The 21,072-nt window shown below is 51.3% G+C and carries 17 protein-coding genes; 8 read left to right on the forward strand and 9 right to left on the reverse strand.

All coding sequences use genetic code 11. The annotated features are described in order from the left end of the window. Positions 1–85 precede the first annotated feature (85 nt). The 6 genes from ACXJJX_RS06045 to panB are packed head-to-tail and all read left to right on the forward strand — an operon-like array spanning position 86 to position 4,313. Positions 86–685 (forward strand): RlmE family RNA methyltransferase, encoded by a 600-nt coding sequence (locus tag ACXJJX_RS06045; protein WP_456433171.1) that lies wholly within the window; start codon positions 86–88, stop codon positions 683–685. Positions 686–698: 13 nt separating this feature from the next. Next, on the forward strand, positions 699–1,448 hold the full coding sequence (locus ACXJJX_RS06050) for a YebC/PmpR family DNA-binding transcriptional regulator (RefSeq protein WP_456433173.1): 750 nt from the start codon (positions 699–701) through the stop codon (positions 1,446–1,448). Continuing rightward, the gene (ruvC, locus tag ACXJJX_RS06055) at positions 1,448–1,945 is read left to right on the forward strand and encodes a crossover junction endodeoxyribonuclease RuvC (RefSeq protein WP_456433175.1); all 498 of its coding nucleotides are present in this window, start codon (positions 1,448–1,450) and stop codon (positions 1,943–1,945) included. Before ACXJJX_RS06050 ends, ruvC begins: the two co-directional genes overlap by 1 nt. Before the next feature lie 20 nt (positions 1,946–1,965). After that, the gene (ruvA, locus tag ACXJJX_RS06060) at positions 1,966–2,514 is read left to right on the forward strand and encodes a Holliday junction branch migration protein RuvA (RefSeq protein WP_456433177.1); all 549 of its coding nucleotides are present in this window, start codon (positions 1,966–1,968) and stop codon (positions 2,512–2,514) included. Further along, the gene (ruvB, locus tag ACXJJX_RS06065) at positions 2,507–3,490 is read left to right on the forward strand and encodes a Holliday junction branch migration DNA helicase RuvB (protein WP_456433179.1); all 984 of its coding nucleotides are present in this window, start codon (positions 2,507–2,509) and stop codon (positions 3,488–3,490) included. The genes ruvA and ruvB overlap by 8 nt, the downstream gene beginning before the upstream one ends. Continuing rightward, complete coding sequence (gene panB / locus ACXJJX_RS06070; protein WP_456433181.1) at positions 3,468–4,313, forward strand: 3-methyl-2-oxobutanoate hydroxymethyltransferase; 846 nt, start codon at positions 3,468–3,470, stop codon at positions 4,311–4,313. The genes ruvB and panB overlap by 23 nt, the downstream gene beginning before the upstream one ends. A 29-nt stretch (positions 4,314–4,342) precedes the next feature. On the opposite strand, the gene ACXJJX_RS06075 is transcribed toward panB, so the two are convergent. After that, positions 4,343–4,807 (reverse strand): FKBP-type peptidyl-prolyl cis-trans isomerase, encoded by a 465-nt coding sequence (locus ACXJJX_RS06075; protein ID WP_456433183.1) that lies wholly within the window; start codon positions 4,805–4,807, stop codon positions 4,343–4,345. Positions 4,808–5,305: 498 nt separating this feature from the next. On the opposite strand from ACXJJX_RS06075, the gene ACXJJX_RS06080 reads away from it, so the two are divergent. Beyond that, positions 5,306–6,388 carry a cytochrome c3 family protein gene (locus ACXJJX_RS06080; protein WP_456433185.1) on the forward strand — a complete coding sequence of 361 codons (1,083 nt, stop codon included), beginning with the start codon at positions 5,306–5,308 and terminating at the stop codon, positions 6,386–6,388. Here the strand turns inward: ACXJJX_RS06080 and pcnB are convergent. From pcnB to ACXJJX_RS06120, 8 genes are all read right to left on the reverse strand, one after another. Further along, positions 6,385–7,683 carry a polynucleotide adenylyltransferase PcnB gene (gene pcnB / locus ACXJJX_RS06085; protein ID WP_456433187.1) on the reverse strand — a complete coding sequence of 433 codons (1,299 nt, stop codon included), beginning with the start codon at positions 7,681–7,683 and terminating at the stop codon, positions 6,385–6,387. The two genes, ACXJJX_RS06080 and pcnB, sit on opposite strands and share 4 nt — an antisense overlap. A gap of 17 nt (positions 7,684–7,700) precedes the next feature. Next, the gene (locus ACXJJX_RS06090; RefSeq protein ID WP_456433189.1) at positions 7,701–9,281 is read right to left on the reverse strand and encodes a sigma-54 interaction domain-containing protein; all 1,581 of its coding nucleotides are present in this window, start codon (positions 9,279–9,281) and stop codon (positions 7,701–7,703) included. Between the two features lie 84 nt (positions 9,282–9,365). Further along, positions 9,366–10,217: a molybdate ABC transporter substrate-binding protein gene (locus ACXJJX_RS06095; protein ID WP_456433191.1), complete on the reverse strand. Its 852-nt coding sequence runs from the start codon at positions 10,215–10,217 to the stop codon at positions 9,366–9,368. A 35-nt stretch (positions 10,218–10,252) separates the two neighbouring features. Then, the gene (locus ACXJJX_RS06100; RefSeq protein WP_456433193.1) at positions 10,253–12,508 is read right to left on the reverse strand and encodes a response regulator; all 2,256 of its coding nucleotides are present in this window, start codon (positions 12,506–12,508) and stop codon (positions 10,253–10,255) included. 37 nt (positions 12,509–12,545) lie between these two features. After that, positions 12,546–13,433 carry an ABC transporter substrate binding protein gene (locus ACXJJX_RS06105; RefSeq protein WP_456433195.1) on the reverse strand — a complete coding sequence of 296 codons (888 nt, stop codon included), beginning with the start codon at positions 13,431–13,433 and terminating at the stop codon, positions 12,546–12,548. Continuing rightward, on the reverse strand, positions 13,433–15,463 hold the full coding sequence (locus tag ACXJJX_RS06110; RefSeq protein WP_456433197.1) for a TonB-dependent receptor plug domain-containing protein: 2,031 nt from the start codon (positions 15,461–15,463) through the stop codon (positions 13,433–13,435). Before ACXJJX_RS06110 ends, ACXJJX_RS06105 begins: the two co-directional genes overlap by 1 nt. Positions 15,464–15,683: 220 nt before the next feature. Continuing rightward, on the reverse strand, positions 15,684–16,745 hold the full coding sequence (locus ACXJJX_RS06115) for a M24 family metallopeptidase (protein ID WP_456433199.1): 1,062 nt from the start codon (positions 16,743–16,745) through the stop codon (positions 15,684–15,686). A 10-nt stretch (positions 16,746–16,755) separates the two neighbouring features. Next, complete coding sequence (locus tag ACXJJX_RS06120) at positions 16,756–17,523, reverse strand: MBL fold metallo-hydrolase (protein WP_456433201.1); 768 nt, start codon at positions 17,521–17,523, stop codon at positions 16,756–16,758. A gap of 329 nt (positions 17,524–17,852) precedes the next feature. Between ACXJJX_RS06120 and rgy the strand changes: the two genes are divergently transcribed. After that, on the forward strand, positions 17,853–21,072 hold a 3,220-nt coding region (gene rgy, locus ACXJJX_RS06125), incomplete at its 3' end, for a reverse gyrase (protein ID WP_456433203.1).

Consider the following 21,072-nt stretch of genomic DNA (forward strand, 5'->3'; position numbering starts at 1 on the left):
GCCCTCTTTGTCTTCCACCTAGATCGCCGGCCGTTTTACCATTGGCCTTCTTGTCAAAGGGATCTTGGCGGGCTATTTTCCGGTTGTGAAGAAGGAAAAGGTCAGGGATTTTTATTTTAAAAAGGCCAAGGCTGAGGCCTATCCGGCTCGTTCGGTATATAAGCTTAAGGAGGCTCAGGGGCGTTTCCGTTTTCTCTGTCCCGGGTCCAGAGTTCTTGACCTTGGGTGTTTTCCTGGATCTTGGCTCAAATATGCCGCCGAGGTGGTTGGGCCTAAAGGGATGGTGGTCGGGGTGGATCTCAAACAGGTTACCAAGGTCAGGGGACCTAATATCCAGACCCTTGAGAAGGACATCATGGATCTTAGCGCCGTTGAACTTTTGGAAAAGATTGGAGGGACCCGATACGATGTGGTTTTAAGCGACATGGCTCCTAACACTATTGGACACAGGGCTACAGATCACTTCCGGCAGATAGCCTTGGCCCGAAGGGCTCTGGAAATTGCCCTTGAGGTCCTTGATCCTCGGGGGGCCTTTTTTGTCAAGGTCTTTGAAGGGGAGGATTTTCCGGACCTCTTAAAGGATATAAAGGGTCTTTTCTCGCAGACCAAGGTTTTTAAACCCAGAAGCTCCCGCTCAGAGAGCCGGGAGACCTATATCTTTGCCAGGAAAAGACGTCAACGATAATAGGAGGTTTCCCATGGCCGGACATTCCCATTGGGCCCAGATAAAGCGTAAAAAAGCTGCTGTTGACGCCAAACGGGGCAAGATCTTCACCAAACTTATCCGGGAAATCATGGTTGCTGCTAGGCTTGGTGGGGGGGATCCAAGCGGCAACCCGCGCCTTCGAGCGGCCATCCAGGCGGCCCGAGCTGTGAATATGCCCAAAGAAAATATCGAAAGGGCCATCAAAAAAGGCACGGGAGAGATTGCTGGCGAGGCCTATGAGGAGGTTACCTATGAGGGCTACGGGCCTGGCGGGGTAGCTGTGCTGATTGAGAGCATGACGGATAACAAACGTCGCACGGTTTCTGAACTAAGGCATATCTTTAGCAAGTGTGGCGGCAACCTGGCTGAGCCCGGGGCCGTGGCCTGGGTGTTTGAACGAAAAGGCCTTATAGTGGTTCCTCGAGAGGCTATTTCTGAGGAGGAGCTCTTTGATCTCGTCCTTGAATCCGGGGCCGAGGATGTTCGGGAACAGGAGAGTGAGTATGAGGTCATTACCACCCCAGAGGCCTTTGAGGGGGTTAAAAAGGCCCTTGAAACTCAGGGGGTCAAGATGATTTCGGCCCAGGTGACCATGGTTCCTAAAACTACGGTTCGCCTTGAGGACGAAAAGAGTGCTCAACAGATGATGCGTTTGATGGATATGCTCGAGGAACACGACGACGTCCAGAAGGTCTATGCCAATTTTGACATTCCCGACCAACTTATGGAAAAGGTGGCTTGATGCGGGTAGTGGGTATTGACCCCGGCAGCCGAATTTGTGCCTATGGGGTGGTTGAAGAGACCCCTGCCGGTCTCAAGCTCCTTGAGGTCGGCTTTTTTGACCTGACCAAGGTCTCCTGGCCCCAGAGGCTCAACATCCTCTATCAAGGCCTCAAGGAGGTCTTTGAGGGATATCAACCCCAAGCAGCGGCCTTTGAGGATCTCTTTGTTTCCCGCAATCCCCGATCGGCCCTTAAACTTGGCCAAGCTAGAGGGGTGGCCCTTTTGGCGGCTGTGAGTTTGGGCATCCCTGTTTATGAATACAGTCCTAGTCGGATCAAGCAGGCCATTTCGGCCTATGGTCGAGCCCCTAAAGAACAAGTCCATCAGGCCCTTAAGTTTTTCTTTCCCGATAGCGATCTTTCGGCCTTAAAGGCCGATGAAGCCGATGCTCTGGCGGTAGCCTTGTGTCATCTGTTCAGCCAGCGGTTTGAATCTCTTATCTTCGAGGCCCTATGATTGGCTATCTAAAGGGGAGGTTGGTCCATAAGAGACCGGAATTTGTCATTATAGATGTTGGTGGGGTAGGGTATCAGGTCTTTGTCCCCCCTGGCCACTTTGAACACCTTCCCCCCCTTTCTCAAGAGATTTCCTTATTTACCTCCCTGACCATCCGGGAAGATACCCTGGAGCTCTACGGATTCCTTGACCTTGAACAACGGGATCTCTTCCTCCTCATTCAACACACCAGTGGCATTGGTCCCCGGACGGCCTTAAACATCGTCTCTGACCTTTCCCCTCAGGATCTGGCCCGGGCCGTATTGGACAACGATATCGGCCTTTTGTCGCGAATCCCGGGGGTGGGACGGAAGACAGCAGAGAGGCTCTGTGTAGAGCTGAAGGATCGTTTAAAAACCAGGATGACCTCTCCTTCTTCTAATCTATTTGGAGAGGCCCTCTCCGCCTTGGTTAACCTTGGTTTCAAAAGGAGCGAGGTGGAAGAGGTCTTAGGGAGGATCCTTTTAAAGGATCCAAAGAATCTAGAAGAGGTGATCAGGGAGGCCCTTAAAGCCCTTTCCCATGAATGAGCTTGACTTTGATCTTCGGCCAAAGAGCCTTTCGGAGTACATAGGCCAAGAAGAGGTCAAAAGGAATCTCTATGTCTTTATTAAAGCGGCCAAGGTGCGGGGCCAGCCCCTGGACCATGTCCTTCTCTATGGTCATCCAGGTCTAGGAAAGACCACCCTGGCCTACGTGGTCTCCCGGGAACTCAACGTCAACATCAAGGTTACTTCCGGGCCGGTCATCGAAAGGGCTGGTGATCTGGCGGCCATCCTTACCAATCTCTCTCCAGGGGATGTCCTCTTTATTGACGAGATCCATCGCCTGAGTCCGGCGGTGGAAGAGATCCTTTATCCGGCCATGGAAGACTTTCGGCTCGATGTCATCGTTGGCCAGGGCCCAGGGGCTAAATCTGTTCGTCTTACCCTGCCCCGGTTTACCCTTATCGGGGCCACCACTCGGGCCGGTCTGATCTCCCCTCCTTTAAGGGATCGTTTTGGGGTGGTCTTGAAGATAGATTTTTATTCTGTAGAGGAGCTGGCGGCCATTATAGAGAGAGCGGCTTCTATTCTGGGAGTGGGCATCGACCGTAGCGGAGCCCTGGAGATTGCCCGGCGCTCAAGGGGAACTCCCCGGGTGGCCAACAGGCTTCTTAGGCGAGTCTGCGATTTTGCCCTGGTCCATAAAAATTCGCTTATCGATGCCAAGGTGGCCAGTCAGGCCCTTTCTCTTATGGAGGTAGATGAACGAGGTCTTGATCGGACTGATCGCCGCCTCCTGTTGACCATTATTGAAAAGTTCGGTGGTGGTCCAGTGGGAATAGATACCTTGGCTACGGCCCTCTGCGAGGACCGAAGGACCTTGGAGGACCTTCACGAGCCCTTTCTTATCCAGAGCGGCTATCTTAAGCGGACCAGGCGAGGCCGGATGGCCACTGCCTTGGCCTACAAACACCTCGGTCTCAGTAAGAGGAGGACCAATGGAGACCTCTTTGACGGTTAAAGACATTCGCCAAAGGAAAGGCCAGGACAAGATCGTTGCCCTTACGGCCTACGATGCCCTGATGGCCAAGCTCGTTGATGAGGCTGGTTGCGACCTAGTTCTGGTGGGGGACTCTTTGGGGATGTTGGTCTTGGGCTATGAGAATACCCTTCCGGTTACCATGGATGAGATGATCCACCACGCCCGGGCCGTACGTCGAGGGATCAGAAGGGCCCTTTTGGTGGGAGATATGCCCTTTCTTTCCTATCAAGTGGGCAAGGAGGAGGCCATTAGAAATGCTGGTCGCTTTGTCAAAGAGGCCGGCTGTGCAGCAGTAAAGATAGAAGGAGTGCAGGAGATGGCCGAAATTGTGGCCGCGGTGGTCAGGGCAGGGATTCCCGTCTTGGGCCATATCGGCCTCACTCCTCAGACGGCCCAGAGTCTTGGAGGTTTTAAGGTTCAGGGGCGAGATGAAGAAGGGGCTTTAAGGATCATTGAAGACGCCCGAACTTTGGAAGAAGTTGGGGTCTTTGCCCTGATATTGGAATGTATCCCGGCTCCACTTTCGGCTCTCATTACCCAAATGGTCTCTATCCCTACTATCGGGATAGGGGCCGGTCCCTTTGTTGATGGCCAGATCCTTGTCCTTCATGATCTCCTTGGCCTTTTTGAAGGTTTCAGACCCCGTTTTGCCAAGGCCTATGCCAATTTGGCCCAAAAGGCCCGTCAGGCCCTTTCGGCCTATGTAGCCGAGGTTCGTTCAGGGGCCTTTCCTGATAAAGACCACTCTTTTGGAATGCATCCCGAAATCCTTGAGAAGATCAAAAAGAGGGCCTCAAGCTAGGTATTGGGGGAATACTTCCCCCAATACCTTTAGGGCTGGATGATCATCGAAGGTTCTTCGTGAATCTTGACCAAACGGATCTTGAAATGAAGGGTCTTTCCGGCCAAGGGCGGATTGAGATCCAGCGTAAAGCTCTCCTCGCTGAGGCCCACCACTTGGCCGGGAATCTGCATCTGACCAGCCTCTGTCTCTACTACCAATCCCAAGACCATTCCCAGCTCAGGTTTGATATCTTCGCTCAAGGCACTGCGGGGAATCTCCCGGATAAGCCTTTCGTCCCGAGGGCCATAGGCCTTCTCTGGGGGAAGAACAACCTCTTTTTCCTCCCCTTCGCTCATACCAATTACCGCCTCAGAGAGTCCAGGAATGATCTCCGGAGAGCCAACTTCGAACTCAAAAGGCTCTCCACCCTCGGTATTCTCGAAGACCTCCCCGTCTTCAAGACGCCCCGTGCAGTGGATACTTACCGTGTCGCCAAGCTTAACCTTTCTCATAAAAAACTCCTTGAAGATTTTTCTACTAAAAAGCTTTTTACTATATAAAAACCCTCAGAGCAAAGGAAAATGACCTCCTTGCCTCAGTAGTAATCAGTTTATAAAGAACAAATTCAGGACAAGGGACCTTGAGGGTTCTTGATGCCCGCTTCAGAATCCATCTGTTTAGATTCAGTAGTTGTAATCTAAACTTCTTCAGAACCAAATGATCTATCCCAAACCAACTTTGTTGATTAATACTTTATTTTTGATATTTATAGATAATTATATAAAAACACAGGTATTTATTAAGATTTTTCTCTAATGTTCCTCAATTTTTGTCACTAGACTCACCAAATATTGACATTCCTCTCTTGTAAATTTATCAAAATTTATACATATAAGGAATTTCTTAAAAAGATTTCGGTAAAGAAAAGTGTAGTAATGGAAGGGGAGATTTAAAGGTGTTTAGGATGTTAATCGATATTTAGATTAGAGATTTTTTAAAATGGGGGAGAGATGTTTAAAAGGATCGTCCTTCTGGTGGGACTGTTAATCTTTCTAACCTCTAGCCTTCCAGCAGGGGCTCGGGTCTCTGGGGTTTGTTCTGATTGTCATACCATGCATAACTCTCAAGGAGGGAGTCTCGTTTCTAGCTCTGTTAATGCCTATTTGTTAAACGACGACTGTGTTGGTTGCCATACGGGTACTAATGTTGCTGGACAGAAGGTTCCCAAGGTCTATGATCCTACGGGTCCGATTTATGGAAACAATACCTTGGCTGGGGGGAATTTTTACTGGGTTCTTCAAGATGCCACCAAGGGGCACAATTGTTTGGCTATTCCGGGGATGTCTGCTGATCCTAACCTGAATGATGCTCCTGGGCATCATGGGCCATCGGGTCCGGTTAACTGCTCTGTCTGTCACAGCTGGAATGTCTATCCTCCAGGGGCCAGTGGCAGCTGTGATTCCTGCCATAGCCGCATTTCTTCCTGCGAAAGCTGTCATAAACCGGCCCATCATGCTGATGATTCGGGCCCTGTAGTAGGTGAGTCTGGGGGCTGGTATCGTTTTTTGGTCTCCAGTAATCATCCCGATCCCCTTTTGGGAGTAAAGGGTATAGAAGATGCGGATTGGGAATTTACTGTAGGTCCTTCGGACCACAACGAATATAACGGTTGCGCCAATGCTGATGGCACTCCTGATAACTCTATCAGCCACTTCTGTGGTGGCTGTCACGGCTATTTCCACGGAACTCACAATTCGGCCGATGGCAATGGCCAATCCCCATGGTTGCGACATCCAAGTAGCATCCCCCTGCCATCAAGCGGGGAATACGCCCTCTATAATACTCAGGATGGGATTACCGTCGGTCCTTACAATCCCATGGCCCCAGTGGCTCGAAATCCGGGCACCCTATCGGGCATGAATGCTCCTTCTTCCTTAGTCACCCCTGGCAGTGATCAGGTGATGTGTCTTTCCTGTCATCGGGCCCATGGAAGCCCGTATCCGGATATGCTTCGTTGGGATTATTCGGCCTGTAGCTCTGGGGTGGCCAATTCTCAGTGTGGCTGTTTTGTCTGTCATACGAGCAAGGATTAATGAGGGCTATGTCTTAGCTCTTGGGTAGCCTCTGATGAGATGGACGAACCCTTCTTTTTCTTACGCCGGCGTCTTTTTCTGGGGGGACGAATAAGGAGCTGAGCTCCACCTTCAGCCTCTTTTATGAGCTCAAAAAGGTGCCATAACCGGCCAAAGTAGCTCTTCTTCCTCAGGCGTCGGGGTACATGATCCTGGCGATAGATATAAAACTTAAGGGGCCACAGCGCTGCTAGAAGCTGGCTGGTTTCTTCAAATAAGGCCCGTTTAAAATCAAAGGGATAGAGCACATCGGCTAGGGATCTCCTTACCTCAGCCAGAGGAGAACGAGGACGTCTGGGAACGGATTGGTTGAGCCTCTCCCTGTTAGAGATATAAGGATAGGCAAAGAGGGCCATCTTGCTAGCATCATCAAGACCTTTCTCGCCGCTTATATCTCTATCCAAGAGGTCGAGGAGCCGGAAGAGAAGGTCTCTAGTCTCTGGACTCTCTCGCAACAGACGTCCATAGGTCGGAAAGATCTCCTCGAACAACCCAGTCTCAAACATTAATCGGGCCCAGGGAGCAGCCCATCCGCCGTGGAGGTCTTTAAGCCATTCGTCCCTTACCCTCATGGGAGAGCAGAGGCGAATCTTGGCCCTTTGCCGGCAGATGGCCTCATAGGTAGCCGCTTCGATGGAAAATCCCGTCTTGGCTGCATGACGTATGGCCCGCATCATTCGGACCGGATCGCGAATAAAGCGGAAATTAGGTTCTCCAATGATCCGGATAATGCCTTGACGGAGGTCCTCCATCCCCCCAACATAGTCGATGATGGAAAAGTCTGCGATGTTATAAAAGAGGGCGTTTATGGTCAAGTCCCGCCTGAAGGCATCTTCGGCCGGGGTCCCGTAGGTGTTCTGGTCGCACCAGGGCTCCTCACCGTCTTCGTCCCGTCCTCTAAAGGTGACCACTTCAATGAATTTGCCTCCCTTGAAGAAGACGTGAACCAGACGGAACCGACGGCCAATTATCCGGGAGTTGCGAAATAGGCGTCTGATATCCTCCGGCCGGGCATCGGTGCCGACGTCAAAATCCTTAGGCCTTTTGCCCAGGAGAAGGTCCCGGACACTCCCTCCCACCAGATAGGCTAGATAGCCGGCTCCCTTAAGGCGATAAAGAACCTTAAGGGCCTCGCGATCAATGTCCTTGCGGGAAATAGGATGCTGGGGGCGTGGGATGATCCTTGGCCTAGTGGCCACCTCAGGAAAGAGCTCCGGTTGTTCCCAAGAGATATTTGAGGAGAGGTTGTTGGTCATGGGGCAGAATCCTAAAGTTAACGGGGGACACGGAAATCTTTGGGATTGATTCCGTATTTATGGATCTTGTAGTTGAGGATCCGCAAGCTGGTATCCAAAAGCTTGGCTGCTTGGCTTTGATTTCCCTTGGTCTCTTTCAAGGCCTCGATGATCAATTCTTTCTCAAGATTCTCCACCGCCGCACTTAAAGACCTCACCGAGCCTGTATTACTGCTACTTCTGGTCTGAAGGGTAGGGGGAAGGTGATAGCTCCGGATAACCTCTTCATCGCAGACGATAACCGCTCGTTCAATAACGTTTTGGAGTTCCCTGATGTTGCCTGGCCAGTGGTATTGCATCAAGAGATCTATCGCCTGGGTAGAGATGCGCTTGATGGATTTCTGGTGTTCCCGGCTGTAGCGCTCCAAAAAATGTTCGGCCAGAAGGAGAATATCTGTTCGTCGTTCACGCAAGGGCGGTAGATAGATGGGGAAGACGTTCAGACGATAATAAAGATCCTCTCTAAAAGCCCCAGTGGCCATGGCCTCTTCCAGATTCTTGTTGGTGGCCGCAATAATGCGGACATCACAACGAATGGGCTGAGAGCCTCCTACTCGGTAGAACTCCTTCTCTTGAATGACATGGAGCAACTTGGTCTGGACGGCCGGAGAGATTTCTCCTATCTCGTCCAGGAAGATGGTTCCCCCCTGGGCTTGCTCAAAAAGCCCCCGTTTGGTCCGGTTGGCCCCAGTAAAGGCTCCCTTTTCATGGCCAAAGAGTTCGGATTCGAGCAAACTCTCTGGGAGGGCTGCACAGGTTACCGTGACGAAGGGCTTGCCGGCCCGGGCACTATTGTAGTGGATGGCCTTGGCTACTAGAGACTTACCTGTGCCTGATTCACCCCTTAAAAGAACCGTAGCGTTGCTTTTGGCCACCCGATGAATCATCTCAAAGACCTCTTGCATCCTAGAAGAACGGCCAATAAGGTTGTCGACGTGGTATTTTTCTTCCAGCTCCCTTCGCAGACGGCGGTTCTCCGAAAGAAGTCGTTCCCTTTCTTCCTGGATGGCCTGAAGATTAGAGACGGTCTGAGCTACCAGACCGGAGATGATCGTCAGCAGTCGCAAGTCTTCCTCCAGAGAAACCTCCTCCGAGAAGAGACGGTCTACTGATAAGGCCCCAATGATCTTTTGACCGGCTTTGATTGGAACACAGATAAATGATATCTCCTGACGCCGGATATTGCCTCGAGAACGGGTCCGATTAAGAAAAAGGGGCTCCTCGCTGATCTTGGGGACAATTATGGGCTCTCCGGTGGCCACCACCCGGCCGGTAATACCTTCTCCAATTTTATAACGGCCTCGTCGTCTGGCCTCGGCTGAAAGACCATGGGCAACCTCAATCTGGAGCTCAGAGGTATAAGGATTGATGATAGTGATCGTGCCCCGACTCATCCCCATCCTCTCGGCCAGGATAGCCAAGACCTGGGATAGACTCTCGCGCATATCAAGCGAAGAAGAAAGGGCCTTGGTGATCTCGTAAAGGCAGGCTATCTCCTCTACCTCCCGTTGGGAGTGAGACCGAGGCCGATATATTTTCTTTCGAGCACTGATAGACATGGTTCTAATATCACTGGAATTTACAATTTTGCAAAAGATAACCCAAAAACATCGATCCGCCTAGGTCTTTTGTCCGGAGATTATCTAGCCGATTTTAAATTCGGGGACAAAACCGTACCGGGCATAGATCCCCTGGGCAAGGGGGGTTTTGATAAAATCCAGAAATTTCCTAGCGGCCTCAGGGTGAGGGGCCTCTTTCAGGGCAACGATGTAGTAGTTGACTTTATCTCGTTGATCAAGTGGGGCCTGAGGATCGATCATTGTGAATGGTAGCCCCTTGCGCTGGGCCTCTATAACCTCGGTGGCCCAGACCGGACCGACGTCACAGATTCCATCCACCAGGCGCTGAGGGGTCTCCCGGTGGTGGACCACGGTGAGCAGGGTAGTTCCCTCTTTGACTTTTTCCTCCATGATCCGTCTCACTAGGGCCTGGCCGCCGGCCTCGCGATACATCTCCAGAATGTAGATGGCGATGTCTTCAAACTCCGGATTGGGCTGGCTGAGGCGGATATCCTCGCGGCCAAGATCAGCTATTGTCTTTATTCCTTTGGGATTCCCCTCCCGGACCATGAGGACAATCCGGTTGTGAAGATAGATAAAATAGCTTCCTTTCTCGATAAGACCAGCCTCTTCAAGCCTTTTCATACCCTCAAGGGATACTGAGGCATAGACATCTGGCCTGGCGGTAATTATCTGACCGCCAAACCTGGCTCCGCCGGCCAGAATTTGCTTGAGCTCAAGCCGGGGGGGCAGAGTCTCATAGAAGATTCGTTTGATTTCTGGATGCCTTTCCTTAAAGGCTGCCATTAACTCTGGCATCACCATGAACTGGTTGCCGGCCACAAAAAGGATAAGATCGGCCTCTTCAACCCATTCAAGGCCGTGGAGATCATCCATCCGTTCCGGGGGTATTTCGGGAAGGTCTTCTCTGGTCATCTCCAAAACCTCCTCTCTGGGTGGGATAACCTATTTTAGTAAAAAACCTTCCCCTTTGTCAGGCACCTTTTTAGGTGGCAGTTGCGTAGATGTTTACGGATAAAGCTTATCAGGTGCCTTTGGGTAAAGGGCTTCTGAATAAAACCATCTGCCCCTTGGGAGAGGAGTTTTTTGGCCGGACCGTCGCTTGAGTAACCGGTGCAAATAATAATTCTAGCTTCGGGAACGGCCTTTCTCAGGAGGGGATAAAGCTCCACACCGTCTGTCTCTGGCATGGCAATATCAAGGAGGATGAGAGCTGGCTTTTTGCCTACAAGGTAAAGGGCCTCTCGGGCATTTTGAGCAGTATCGACGATAAATCCAAAGGGCTCCAGATATTCCTTGATAACTTCTAACACAGCTGGATCATCGTCTATGACCAAAATACGGCAGGTGTATTGTTCTTTTTCTTCAATTTCAGCGGCAGTCTCATTGGCGGTGGCTTCAGGATCAAGTCCCGGCAGATAGACGAAGAAAGAAGTCCCCTTGCCCGGGCTGGAATCAACCTGGATATAGCCCCCATGATTAGTAACTATTCCATAGACTGCAGCTAGCCCCAGTCCGCGGCCGGTAAACTTGGTGGTAAAGAAGGGTTCAAAGATGTTGCCCAGGGTCTCTTTGTCCATCCCGTGGCCAGTGTCGGTGACCTCCAGAATGACATAGCGACCGGCAGATATGTCTCCACAGGGAGTGTCAAGGGAGCTGTTAAAGGTCCGGATGATCAACTTCCCACCCTCTTCCATGGCTTCCACGGCATTGATTACCAAATTCATGACCACCTGGGCCATTTGGGAAGGATCGGCATAGACCGGCCAAAGGTCAGGCTCCAGATCTACCTCAAGCTCTATATTATGGCCGATGGATCGTTCGTTGAGTTTGATCACATCTTTGACCGTCTGGTTGAGATTTATGACCTTAGGGGCGTATTTGCCGCCCCTGGCATAGGCCAGAAGTTGTTGGGCCAGGCCGCTGGCTTGCATGGCCGAGGTGATAATCTTATCGGCCCGGTCAGCCAGAGGAGAGTCTTCCGGTAGGGCTAGGCGTAGGAGCTCTGCCTGGCCGAGGACAGCAGTCATTAGATTGTTTAGATCGTGGGCCACCCCCCCGGCCAACCTGGCGATGGATTCCATCTTTTGGGTTCGCAGGATCCGTTCTTCAAGCTCCTTCCGGCTGGTGATATCTCGATTGCTTCCCCTTATTCCCAGATAGCGGCCATCTTTGCCATAGACTGCCTGGCAGACGTGGCCAATCCAGCGTTCGGTTCCGTCGGCCCGAATGATCCGAAAGTCTATCTCCTCGGGCTCACCCTGGGGATTGCGTTTGGCCTGTCGATGTTCCTGTACTTTAAGCCAGTCGTCCGGGTGGATGATGCGATTGTAGAGTTCTGGATCCCTCAAGAAGGCCTCGGGAGGATAGCCAGTAATCCGTTCACAGGCTGGGGAGACGTAGATAAAACCCCCGTCTGGGGCCCGCCAATACTCCCAGTCATAGGTGAATTCGGCTACCGTCCGGAAACGTTCTTCGCTCTCCCTAAGGGCCTCTTCCCGCCGCCGAAGGTCTTCGACCATGTTATTAAAGGTCTCGATGAGTTCGGCAATCTCGCCAGTGACGTTATCCTCTGGAACTCGAACGTCGAAATCTCCAGCCCTCAGTCTCCGGGCCCCTTCGACAAGACGCCTTAAAGGGGAGGCAATTTGACGGGCTTGGTAATAGGCCAGAAGGGCGGCCAGACCGGCCAGAAAGGAATAAGTAAGGATGACGACTACTAAAAACTCTTTATAATAGCCAAGAAAGTGCTCTAGAGAAACGTCCACCCGAACAAAGCCTAAAAGCTCTGGAGGCGATTCGGTGAGTTCCACAGACAGAGGGGATGATTTGACCGGCTCGATAAAGAGCCGGATTCTTCTTAGTTTAGGTTCAAAATAATCAACGGTATTTTCCTCATCCTTGAAGTCCTCAAGCATGAGGACCGGATCTTTATATTTAAGTTTCTTCTTAACATAGACGACTTGGCCTTCCTTCCCGTAAATGACCACTCCAAGGACACTTTCGTCTTTAAAGAGTCCTTTGATGGGAGTCTCCAGATAATCTGATATTCCGGTCAGAAGGGCTACTTCGGCCGGCTGGTTGAGATAATGTAGGATATAGCGCCCCATGCGATCGACCAGGATATTGGCCTGTTTCCTTAAAAGATAAGGGGTGAAGATAATAGAGAAGACAGAGCCAGCGATCAGAAAGACCAGGTAGCTCATCAAGAGCTTGGTACGGCAACTGTTACTTCGCAGGCTCCTAAAGATTGCGGCCATCCAGAAAAACCTTTGTCTCGGGAGAGAGTTTAGGCTCTATTTCCATAAAATCGAGGGTTTTTTCGTTTATCTGGATCCTGTAAGGGATCTGGGGGCAATCAAACCTCCCCGTTTTAAGGTATTCTCTTAAAACCTTTCGGCATTCCGGAATAAGGGCATCAAAGCTATACTCCACAGCAATCAGGGCCCCTAATTTAACGCTTCTCCTGGAAAGTCCAATAATAGGCCTTTTATAAAGAAAACCCAGCCTAACGATCTTTTCAAAGATGGCTTGGCGAAGAAGGAGGGGATCTGGGATCACCAGAAAGGCCTGAGATTGTTTGATCACCTCGGGTAAGACCTCGATGACCTCCTCGGGACCTATTGCTCGAGCGAGTAAGGATATCCCTAGCCGGCGGGCAGCCTCTTCGGCCTCCTGATAATAAGGTCTGCTCTTTTCGGTGTAGATGAGGCCAATTTTTCCTATCTTTGGGAAGGTCTTTTTGACCACTTCTAAAATGAGAGAAGGAGGGGCAAAGAGTCTGATCTCGCAGTCTCCTCTCTGATGGCTGTGTTGGATAATCAGGGGGTTAGAGACAAAGAGGAGTATCTTTGGAGAGTCCATCTGCCGACAGACATAAGAGGCCAGATCCCCTAAGGCTATGATCAGGCCGGGCCTAAAGCCTTCTAGCTGTTCCAGGAAATCCTCTTCCGGGGCGGTCAATGGCAGAAGCCCAACCTTACCCCTAAAACCCTCCGTGAGCTCAAAGACGATCTTCTCATAGGCCGGGACGTCCTTTCGGTAGACTATTAGGGCTTTTCTCTCGCTGGCCTCGGCCTGATAGCAGATGAGGCACACCAGGACTCCGAGGAAAAGGGCCTTTATCTTCATCAAAAGGTCCAGCTGATCCGGAAGTCTATCGTTCGCCCTGGACGCAAGAAATCGTCAGGGAAACGGCCGTTTGGATCCGGATAACGGTAGCTTTTATCGAATAAATTGTGGACAGAAAGGCTGGCCTCCCAGGAAGGCCTGAGAAACCTGATGGTAAAATCAGTTAGCCAATAGGCCCCGAGGTCAGTCCCCGCCCGTTTGCCTACGTAATTGCAGGTGAGGTTGAAGTTTATCTTTGGCTGTGGGCGCCAGTTGAGGATGATTGTTCCCAGTTCTCGGGCCACCCCCACAAGGGGGTCGTCGTTTTTATAGCGGCTGTCTTGATAGGAATAGTTGACCTTGAGATAATTAAAACGTCCGAGGCCCCAGCGAAACCTTCCCTCCAGCTCAACCCCCACGGTCCGGGCCTGACCCATGTTTTCAAAAAAGGTTGTCTGGGGGTTAACCATAATGAGGTCATCGTAGTCTTGGCGGAAGAAGGTGGCCGCTACAGACCAATCCCTTTTAAGAAGGTACTCAATGGCCAGCTCATAGGCGACCATATGCTCGGCTTCAAGATTAGGATTTCCTGTTCGAGGAGATTCCACACAGCTTCGCAGATAAAGTTCGCAAAAGGACGGGGCCCGGAATCCGTGACCATAGAGGAGCTTGATGAAGGTCTTTGGGGTGGGATTAATGACTAGTCCTCCCCGAAAACTAGTGTCGTCACCGAAATCGTCGTAATGGTCATAACGGCCTCCGAGGGTAAGGCGAACCCAGTAGGCCGGACTCCATTCTTCCTGAATGTAGAGGGAGGAATAGAAGCGATCAGCCTTCTCTATCCAGGGATAGGGAACATCTCTTAGATAAGGGAAGTTGTAGGTTAGACAATAATTGCTTCGGGTGCGAACGTTGGTTAATTCGCTGGAGTTGGCCTCAAGGCCCAGAGTGAGTCGATGGCCACCAAGGCGGCTGGTCAAGCGGCCCTCAAGCCCCAGCTCCTTGATCTGGGCCCTCCTTTCCCTTCGCCATCCATAGGGATAAGTGGTCCCCTTAATGGTGACTCCCGGGGGATAATAGTCGAGAAAATGTTTATACCAGAGGTGGCTGGCGTAAAGGCCAAGCCGGGCCTCAAAGGGTCCGAGATGATCCTCATAGCGAAGGCGCCCCCAAAGGAGCTTTCTGGTAGGTCTGGTGCTGTTGGTCTTGGTTACCGCTCCGCTGAAGTTATAGTATCCGCCGTCGGCGTGATCGAGATACTGGCCCTCAAATTTAAAGGGCCCCCGACGGACGCCGCCATAGAGCTCCCAGCGCCGGAACCATTCCTGACTTCGGCCTGGGGCCTGGGAGACAGACTGGTTGACCGGATCGTCGCTGAGATAATCCTTAGGGATGAGTAGGCTGGCCCCATTGCTGTCTCGGTAGGTAAAGCTTCCCCAGAGTTTGGTCGAGCCAATCCTCCGACTTCCGGAAGCAAAGACCTCATCGGAGTCAAAGGTGCCGCGACGGTAAGATACGGTTGGGGCGCCTGGGGAAGATAGGATAATGTTGACCACCCCGACAAAGGCATCGGAGCCATAAAGGGCCGATCCCGGCCCTCGGATTATCTCTACCCTCTCAATTCCTTCTACCGAAAGATCGGAGAAGAAAAAGGTCCCCCCGGCGATGATGGGACTGTTTACCGAATGCCCGTTGACCAGGAACTTGACGCTTTTGCTCCCGAAGGAGTTTATACCTCTCATGGTGATTACCGGAAGGCCGATACTGTCAAGGGAGACCTCCAGATCAGGGATGGTCCTTAGCACATCGAGAAGATTACGGGCTCCCATGTTCCGAATCTCTTCTCGAGAGATAACGGTTACCGTAGCCGGAGCTAGGGAGCGTTCTTGGATATAGCCTGTAGCCACCTCAGCTACATCCAGAAAGAGGAGTTCTTGGCAGGCTATCTCCTCTTGTCCGGAGGGAGAACAGATATCTTTGCCCGCCAGGGACGGAGAGGCCAAAAGAAGAGCCAGGATCAAAAGAATGCTAAAAAGCCAAGTTCGTTGCATGTGAATTTAGGCTCAAAATCTTACCTCTCTTCTAACTTTAAAAGGTCAGATCTTTCAACTAACCTTTGATCACCTTTATTTGTATGGAATTATCGTCTAAAAGGTAATTAAAATTTAAATTATCCTAAATACGTAAAATTATAAATTGTATCTAGGATAATGCCCTTGAGGGGTAACATGAGGAGGCTTCCCTGGTCGAGGAGAGTTACAAATAAAGTCCTTAGGGGAGCTGGTTGAGGACTTTGGCTCCTTCCTTTTTTACCACGACCATGTTCTCCAGTCTTACCCCGCCCCAGCCGGGTATGTAGATCCCCGGTTCAACGGTGACGACGGCCCCATCTTTGAGTTTTTGGCGAGAACGGGCCGAAAGGGCCGGGGCCTCGTGAACGGCAAGCCCTACTCCATGCCCCAAAGAGTGGACAAAATATTCCCCAAAGCCTTCTTTTTTGATGATTCTGCGGGCGGCCTTATCCACCTCCCGGGCTGGGACTCCGGCCCGAAGGCTTTTGATGGCCTCCTTCTGAGCTTGCCTGACGATCTGGTAGATCCTCTGATACCTTTCGTCTGGCTTAAGACAGAGACTGCGGGTGATATCTGAACAATATCCCTGCCATCGTACCCCCATATCAATGATGACCGGGTCCTCGGGGTTTAACCTCTGGAGACCAGGCTCGGCGTGGGGCCGGGCTGCATTTTCGCCAAAAGCCACAATAGGCGGGAAGGACGGCCCTTCGGCCAGCCTCCAGCTGGCCTCGATAATCTTCCAAGCCACCTCTTTTTCGGTCATCCCGGGTCTCAGCTCCCGAATAATCTCTTTTAGGATTGCTTCGGCTATCTTTAGGGCCTGGCGGATTTTTTCTATCTCCGGGTCAGTCTTGGTCTCTCGTAGTCGTTCGACTACACCTTGGCAACCGAAAAGCTCTATTCCATGGAGCTTCCTTTCAAGGGCCTTTTTAAAGGCACAGCTTACGTAGGCTTCTTCATAGGCCATCTTCTCAATCTTTTCTTCTTTAAGAATCCGAAGAAGTTCTTGAGAAAGATCCTTTTTAAGGATGATCGGGACAAAGGCGGGCTTTGTCTCTTGGGCCTCCTCAACAAAGCGGCCATCGGTCAGGATATAGGCCTTTTTCTTGGTAATAAGGAGACTTCCTGAGGATTCGGTTATGGAGCTGTCTTGAGGGGTGAATCCTGATAGATAACGCCGGTTTTCCGGCCCCCGGATGAGGATGGCTCCCAGACCGTGGCGCCTGAGCCATTGTCTGATCTTCTCTAAGGCCTTCATGTTTCCTCCGCTAAAGCTCAAAATGAAATCCATCCCTGGCCGCAGTTACCGGGATGGCACAGTCCCAGGAGAGTTCTTCGGCCACCTTATCCGGCTTGGCTCGAAGCATGGTCATCCCAAAATGGGTCAAGATAACCCTCTGGGGGGAGATCTCCTCAATGAGTCTCTTGGCATCTGTCATATGGAGATGTTCTAGTCGGTAGCCTCGAGGAGGATGGTAGCGGACAAGATTGATAACCAGGATATCGACCCCCCTATAACTTGAGGCCAGTCCTTCAAAATAGGCAGTATCTACCAGAAAACCGATCTTTTTTCCTGAAAAGTCAAAGATGATCCCATAGGTCTCTACCGGATGATGATGTCTCACCGAGGTCCTAAAGCGGATGCTACCAAGCTGGTAGTCTCTGTCCGGGCTCAGGATTTCAATACGTTCCAGATTGGCCCTTAAGTAGCGAAGGATAATCGGATCATTTCCTTCAAGACAGTCTCGAGGGCAAAAGAGAGTTCCGGCCTTCTTAAGGCCTCCTTGGTTCATGGCATCAAGGAGAATATTGGCGTCATTGGCATGATCAAGATGACCATGGCTGAGGATCAGCCCATCTAACTTGAGGACATCAATGCTTGGTCTAGCCCGGGCGCACCGGCTCAGGGTCCCTGGTCCAGGGTCAAGGATGAGAGAGGTTCCTTGGTGAGAGATAAATACTCCTGCTGAGGAACGAAGCTGTTTAGCAACCACAAAACGTCCCCCAGCTGTCCCTAAAAACTTTATAAAGGCCATAGTCTTTTCTTTTAAACAGGTTTGCCAACAAAGACAAACACCTCTGAGAAGTCTGGGAGGTAAGGGGGAGGCGAGCGGGGCGGGGGGAGACGCCCCGCTCTTTAAGGGGCTGTTGGGTGCCTGACTTTGAGAGCTGATAAAGCAGTATGCATGCCAGGTCTGGCTTCTCCTTAAACAGCCTCTTTTATTTAAAATCATACCTCAAATGGTTCTTTGCTTTTCCCGAACGGGTCGGTTTTTTGACGCCACCCTGTCAGGGTTTTGACTGTAAGAAGTTTTCTTATAGGGACTCAAGTGTGTTATCTAGAAGGCCTATAAGGAGGTCCACGATGGGGCTTTTTGTTTTGGCCAGGGGGTGTCCGAACTGTAGCGGTCCGATAACCGATAATCGTTTAGTCAAAGGATTTCCTTGTCAGACCTGTCTTCCAGTGGAAGGAGGTAATGTCTGCCAGAGGCTTGCTGATCGGGGCCAACTTCAGGGCCTCTGGCCCTATTGTCTGGCCCAGAGAGAGGAGACGGAATTTATCCTCTTCTTTAAAAAGGCCTTGGGAGTTCCTCCCTCAAATCTCCAGCTATCTTGGGCCCGGCGGCTTTTTTTAGGAGAATCCCTGGCTATTGTCGCCCCCACAGGCCTAGGAAAGACCACTTTTGGGTTGGCAGCCATACTCTTTGGCTCTGGCAGGTCCTTGGTCCTCACACCCACTAGGCTCCTGGCAGATCAACTGGGGCGGCGCCTTGAAGAGATGGCCCGATCGACTGGTCTCAGGCGGCGGATCCTTATTTACCAGAGCCGTAACCAAGATAAGAAAGACCTTTGTGAGGGAAATTTTGACATACTCGTGGGGACGACAGCCTTTTTCTACCGCCAATTTCCTCTTATCTCTTCTTACCCTTTTCGCTTTGTCTTTGTTGACGATGTCGATTCTTTCCTCAGACGTTCCTCCCAGATAGATCTCCTATTCCGACTTTTAGGCTTTGAGGACCGAGAAATCAGTTTGGCCAAAAAATTGAGGCTTTCTCCTGGAGAGGAGCGCCTTTTAGAGAAGGCCAGAAAGAGGACTAAGGACCGGATTCTGATTATTTCCTCAGCCACTCTTAGGCCAAGGACCAGCAGAGTCCTTCTCTTCCAGCGCCTTTTGGGCTTTGATGTCCATCAGGCAACGATTACTCTCAGGCGCCTTGAAGATACCTACTTAGAGGTACCCTCTCCCCAAGAGGCCCTTGAAATGTTGCCAGGGCTGGTCAAACGCCTTGGACAAGGAGGAATTCTTTTGGTGGCCTCTGAGCTGGGAAGAGAGTTTCTTGAATATCTGACAAACCGCCTCCGCTCGGCCGGGCTTTCCTTAGTCTCCTATCTTGAGACTTCACCGGAGAAGCTTTATCAACGTCTTTCTGAGGGTAATTTTGACCTGGCCTTGGGGCTAGCCCATCCGACAAACCCTCTCGTCCGGGGGATAGATCTTCCCCAGATCTTGCGTTATGTGATCTTTTTTGGGGTCCCTAAGCACCTTTTTCCCACCAAATTGTCCCTTACGCCAGCCTCCCTACTGGGAATCCTCAAAGCCCTTATGCCTATTCTCGAAGATGATGATCGGGTCCGACTCTTGACAGATGCGGCCTTCCTCAGACGCTACCTGGGCCTAAAAGAAGAACAAATTGAGCGTTATCCGAAGATAAAAGAACGCCTTGTGCTGATCAAACAATATCTTGAAGGGCTCCTTAAAGACCAGAGTCTCTTGAGGCGCTTACGTCAGAGTCAGGAGGTCTTTCTTGAAGAGAGGCCTGAGGGGCTCTTTCTGGTGGTTGCTGATACTACCACCTATCTCCAGGCTACAGGAAGGGTCTCCCGGCTTACGGTTTCTGGCCTTACCAGGGGCCTTTCTTTAGTCCTCACCTGGGAGCCTCGGGCCTTGGCCAGCCTGAAAAGACGCCTTGGTTTTCTTCCTCAAGCCATCTCTCTTAAGCCCTTTTCCTCTGTTGATCTGGAAGGGATTCTCCGGGAGATCGACCATGATCGGGCTAGGGTATCTTCCGGTGCTTGGTCCTCCCAGATTCTCAAGGTTACCCTGGTGGTGGTAGAAAGCCCTCACAAGGCCCGAACCATTGCCTCTTTTTTTGGGCGTCCGGCCAAAAGATGGATCGGCGAGGCCTTGGCTTACGAAATTCCCCTTGAAGGAAGGATCCTTCTGGTGACTGCTAGTCTGGGGCACATTCTTAATCTCTGCCGTCGTAAGGGAATCTTTGGGGTTATCAGGGAAAAAGATTACTTCCTGCCCTGGTTTGATACCATCAAAGTCTGCCGTAGTACTGGAGAAGAGCTTGTTGATCAGGAGGAACTCAGCCGTTGTCCGCCGGCTGAACTCTGGGATAAGGCCACGTTGGTCTCTGGTCTTCAACGTCTGGCCTTCTGGGTTGATGAGGTCTTGGTGGCCAGTGATCCAGACGCCGAAGGAGAAAAGATAGCCCATGATCTTAGGGCCCTTGTCCGTCCTTTCCAGAAAAAAGTCTTTCGGGTGGAGTTCCACGAGGTTACCCCCAGGGCCCTTAAGGAGGCCCTGGAGAATCCCGGCCAGTTCCATCTTCCCAGGGTCAGGGCCCAACTGACGCGTCGGATTTTGGACCGCTGGGTGGGATTTGGCCTTTCGCGTCGTCTTTGGCAGGCCCTGGGTCGGAGGCGTCTTTCGGCTGGCAGAGTCCAAACCCCGGTTCTGGGTTGGATTATCGAGCGGGTTCGGGTGGCCAAAAAGAAAAAGGCACGTCTGGAGTATCTTTTTGGAGGAGAGAGGTTTTCCCTGGAGATAGATGATCTGGTTCTGGCCCGAGAGATCTTTAAAAAAATGGCCCAAGCTAAGATTAAACTTGAGAAAAAGGTGGTCGAAGACCGTCAGCCACTGCCTCCTTTTACTACTGACGCTATCCTTGAGGAGGCCCACCGACGCTTGGGGCTTTCGGCTAGGCAGACCATGGCCATCCTCCAGGAGCTCTTTGAGGCTGGGCTCATTACTTACCACCGGACTGATTCCACTAGGGTCTCAGATTATGGACGTTTTCAGGTAGCTCGGGCCTACATTGCAGAGACCTTTGGGAAGGATTTTTTTTATCCCCGGGCCTTCTCTGCCGAGGGGGCCCATGAGGCCATTCGGCCCACCAAACCCCATCCTCCAGAAAGGATCAGTCATCTTCTGGCGACTGATCTTCTGGATCTTAGGGAGCCCAAATTGGCTATTTCCCTTTATGATCTTATATTCCGCCGTTTTATGGCCAGTCAGATGCGTCCAGCCCGGATAGAGAGGGCCGTCTTCAGCTTTTCTCTACCCGCCTACTCCTGGCAAGAGACAGTGGTCACCAAAATTATCGTCTCGGGTTTTGAACTTCTTTGGCCCACCTTTAGTCTACTTAAATCGGCGGAGATAGTCTTAAGGCCACTTAGGTGGGAAAAGATTTCCAAAGTTCCCCTCTTTACCCAGGGAAGTCTCATTCGTGAGATGAAAATTCGAGGCTTGGGAAGACCTTCCACCTATGCCGATATCATCTCTACCCTTCTTAATC

The sequence above is a fragment of the Thermosulfuriphilus sp. genome, assembly GCF_054026695.1.

Excerpts from the sequence above, each read along its gene's own strand:
- ACXJJX_RS06075 (WP_456433183.1), bottom strand. The coding sequence starts at position 4,807 with ATGAGAAAGGTTAAGCTTGGCGACACGGTAAGTATCCACTGCACGGGG.
- ACXJJX_RS06120 (WP_456433201.1), bottom strand. The coding sequence starts at position 17,523 with ATGGCCTTTATAAAGTTTTTAGGGACAGCTGGGGGACGTTTTGTGGTT.
- ACXJJX_RS06050 (WP_456433173.1), top strand. The coding sequence starts at position 699 with ATGGCCGGACATTCCCATTGGGCCCAGATAAAGCGTAAAAAAGCTGCT.
- panB (WP_456433181.1), top strand. The coding sequence starts at position 3,468 with ATGGAGACCTCTTTGACGGTTAAAGACATTCGCCAAAGGAAAGGCCAG.
- ruvB (WP_456433179.1), top strand. The coding sequence starts at position 2,507 with ATGAATGAGCTTGACTTTGATCTTCGGCCAAAGAGCCTTTCGGAGTAC.
- ruvC (WP_456433175.1), top strand. The coding sequence starts at position 1,448 with ATGCGGGTAGTGGGTATTGACCCCGGCAGCCGAATTTGTGCCTATGGG.
- ACXJJX_RS06090 (WP_456433189.1), bottom strand. The coding sequence starts at position 9,281 with ATGTCTATCAGTGCTCGAAAGAAAATATATCGGCCTCGGTCTCACTCC.
- ACXJJX_RS06115 (WP_456433199.1), bottom strand. The coding sequence starts at position 16,745 with ATGAAGGCCTTAGAGAAGATCAGACAATGGCTCAGGCGCCACGGTCTG.
- ACXJJX_RS06105 (WP_456433195.1), bottom strand. The coding sequence starts at position 13,433 with ATGAAGATAAAGGCCCTTTTCCTCGGAGTCCTGGTGTGCCTCATCTGC.
- pcnB (WP_456433187.1), bottom strand. The coding sequence starts at position 7,683 with ATGACCAACAACCTCTCCTCAAATATCTCTTGGGAACAACCGGAGCTC.
- ACXJJX_RS06095 (WP_456433191.1), bottom strand. The coding sequence starts at position 10,217 with ATGACCAGAGAAGACCTTCCCGAAATACCCCCGGAACGGATGGATGAT.
- ACXJJX_RS06100 (WP_456433193.1), bottom strand. The coding sequence starts at position 12,508 with ATGAGCTACCTGGTCTTTCTGATCGCTGGCTCTGTCTTCTCTATTATC.
- ACXJJX_RS06080 (WP_456433185.1), top strand. The coding sequence starts at position 5,306 with ATGTTTAAAAGGATCGTCCTTCTGGTGGGACTGTTAATCTTTCTAACC.
- ACXJJX_RS06110 (WP_456433197.1), bottom strand. The coding sequence starts at position 15,463 with ATGCAACGAACTTGGCTTTTTAGCATTCTTTTGATCCTGGCTCTTCTT.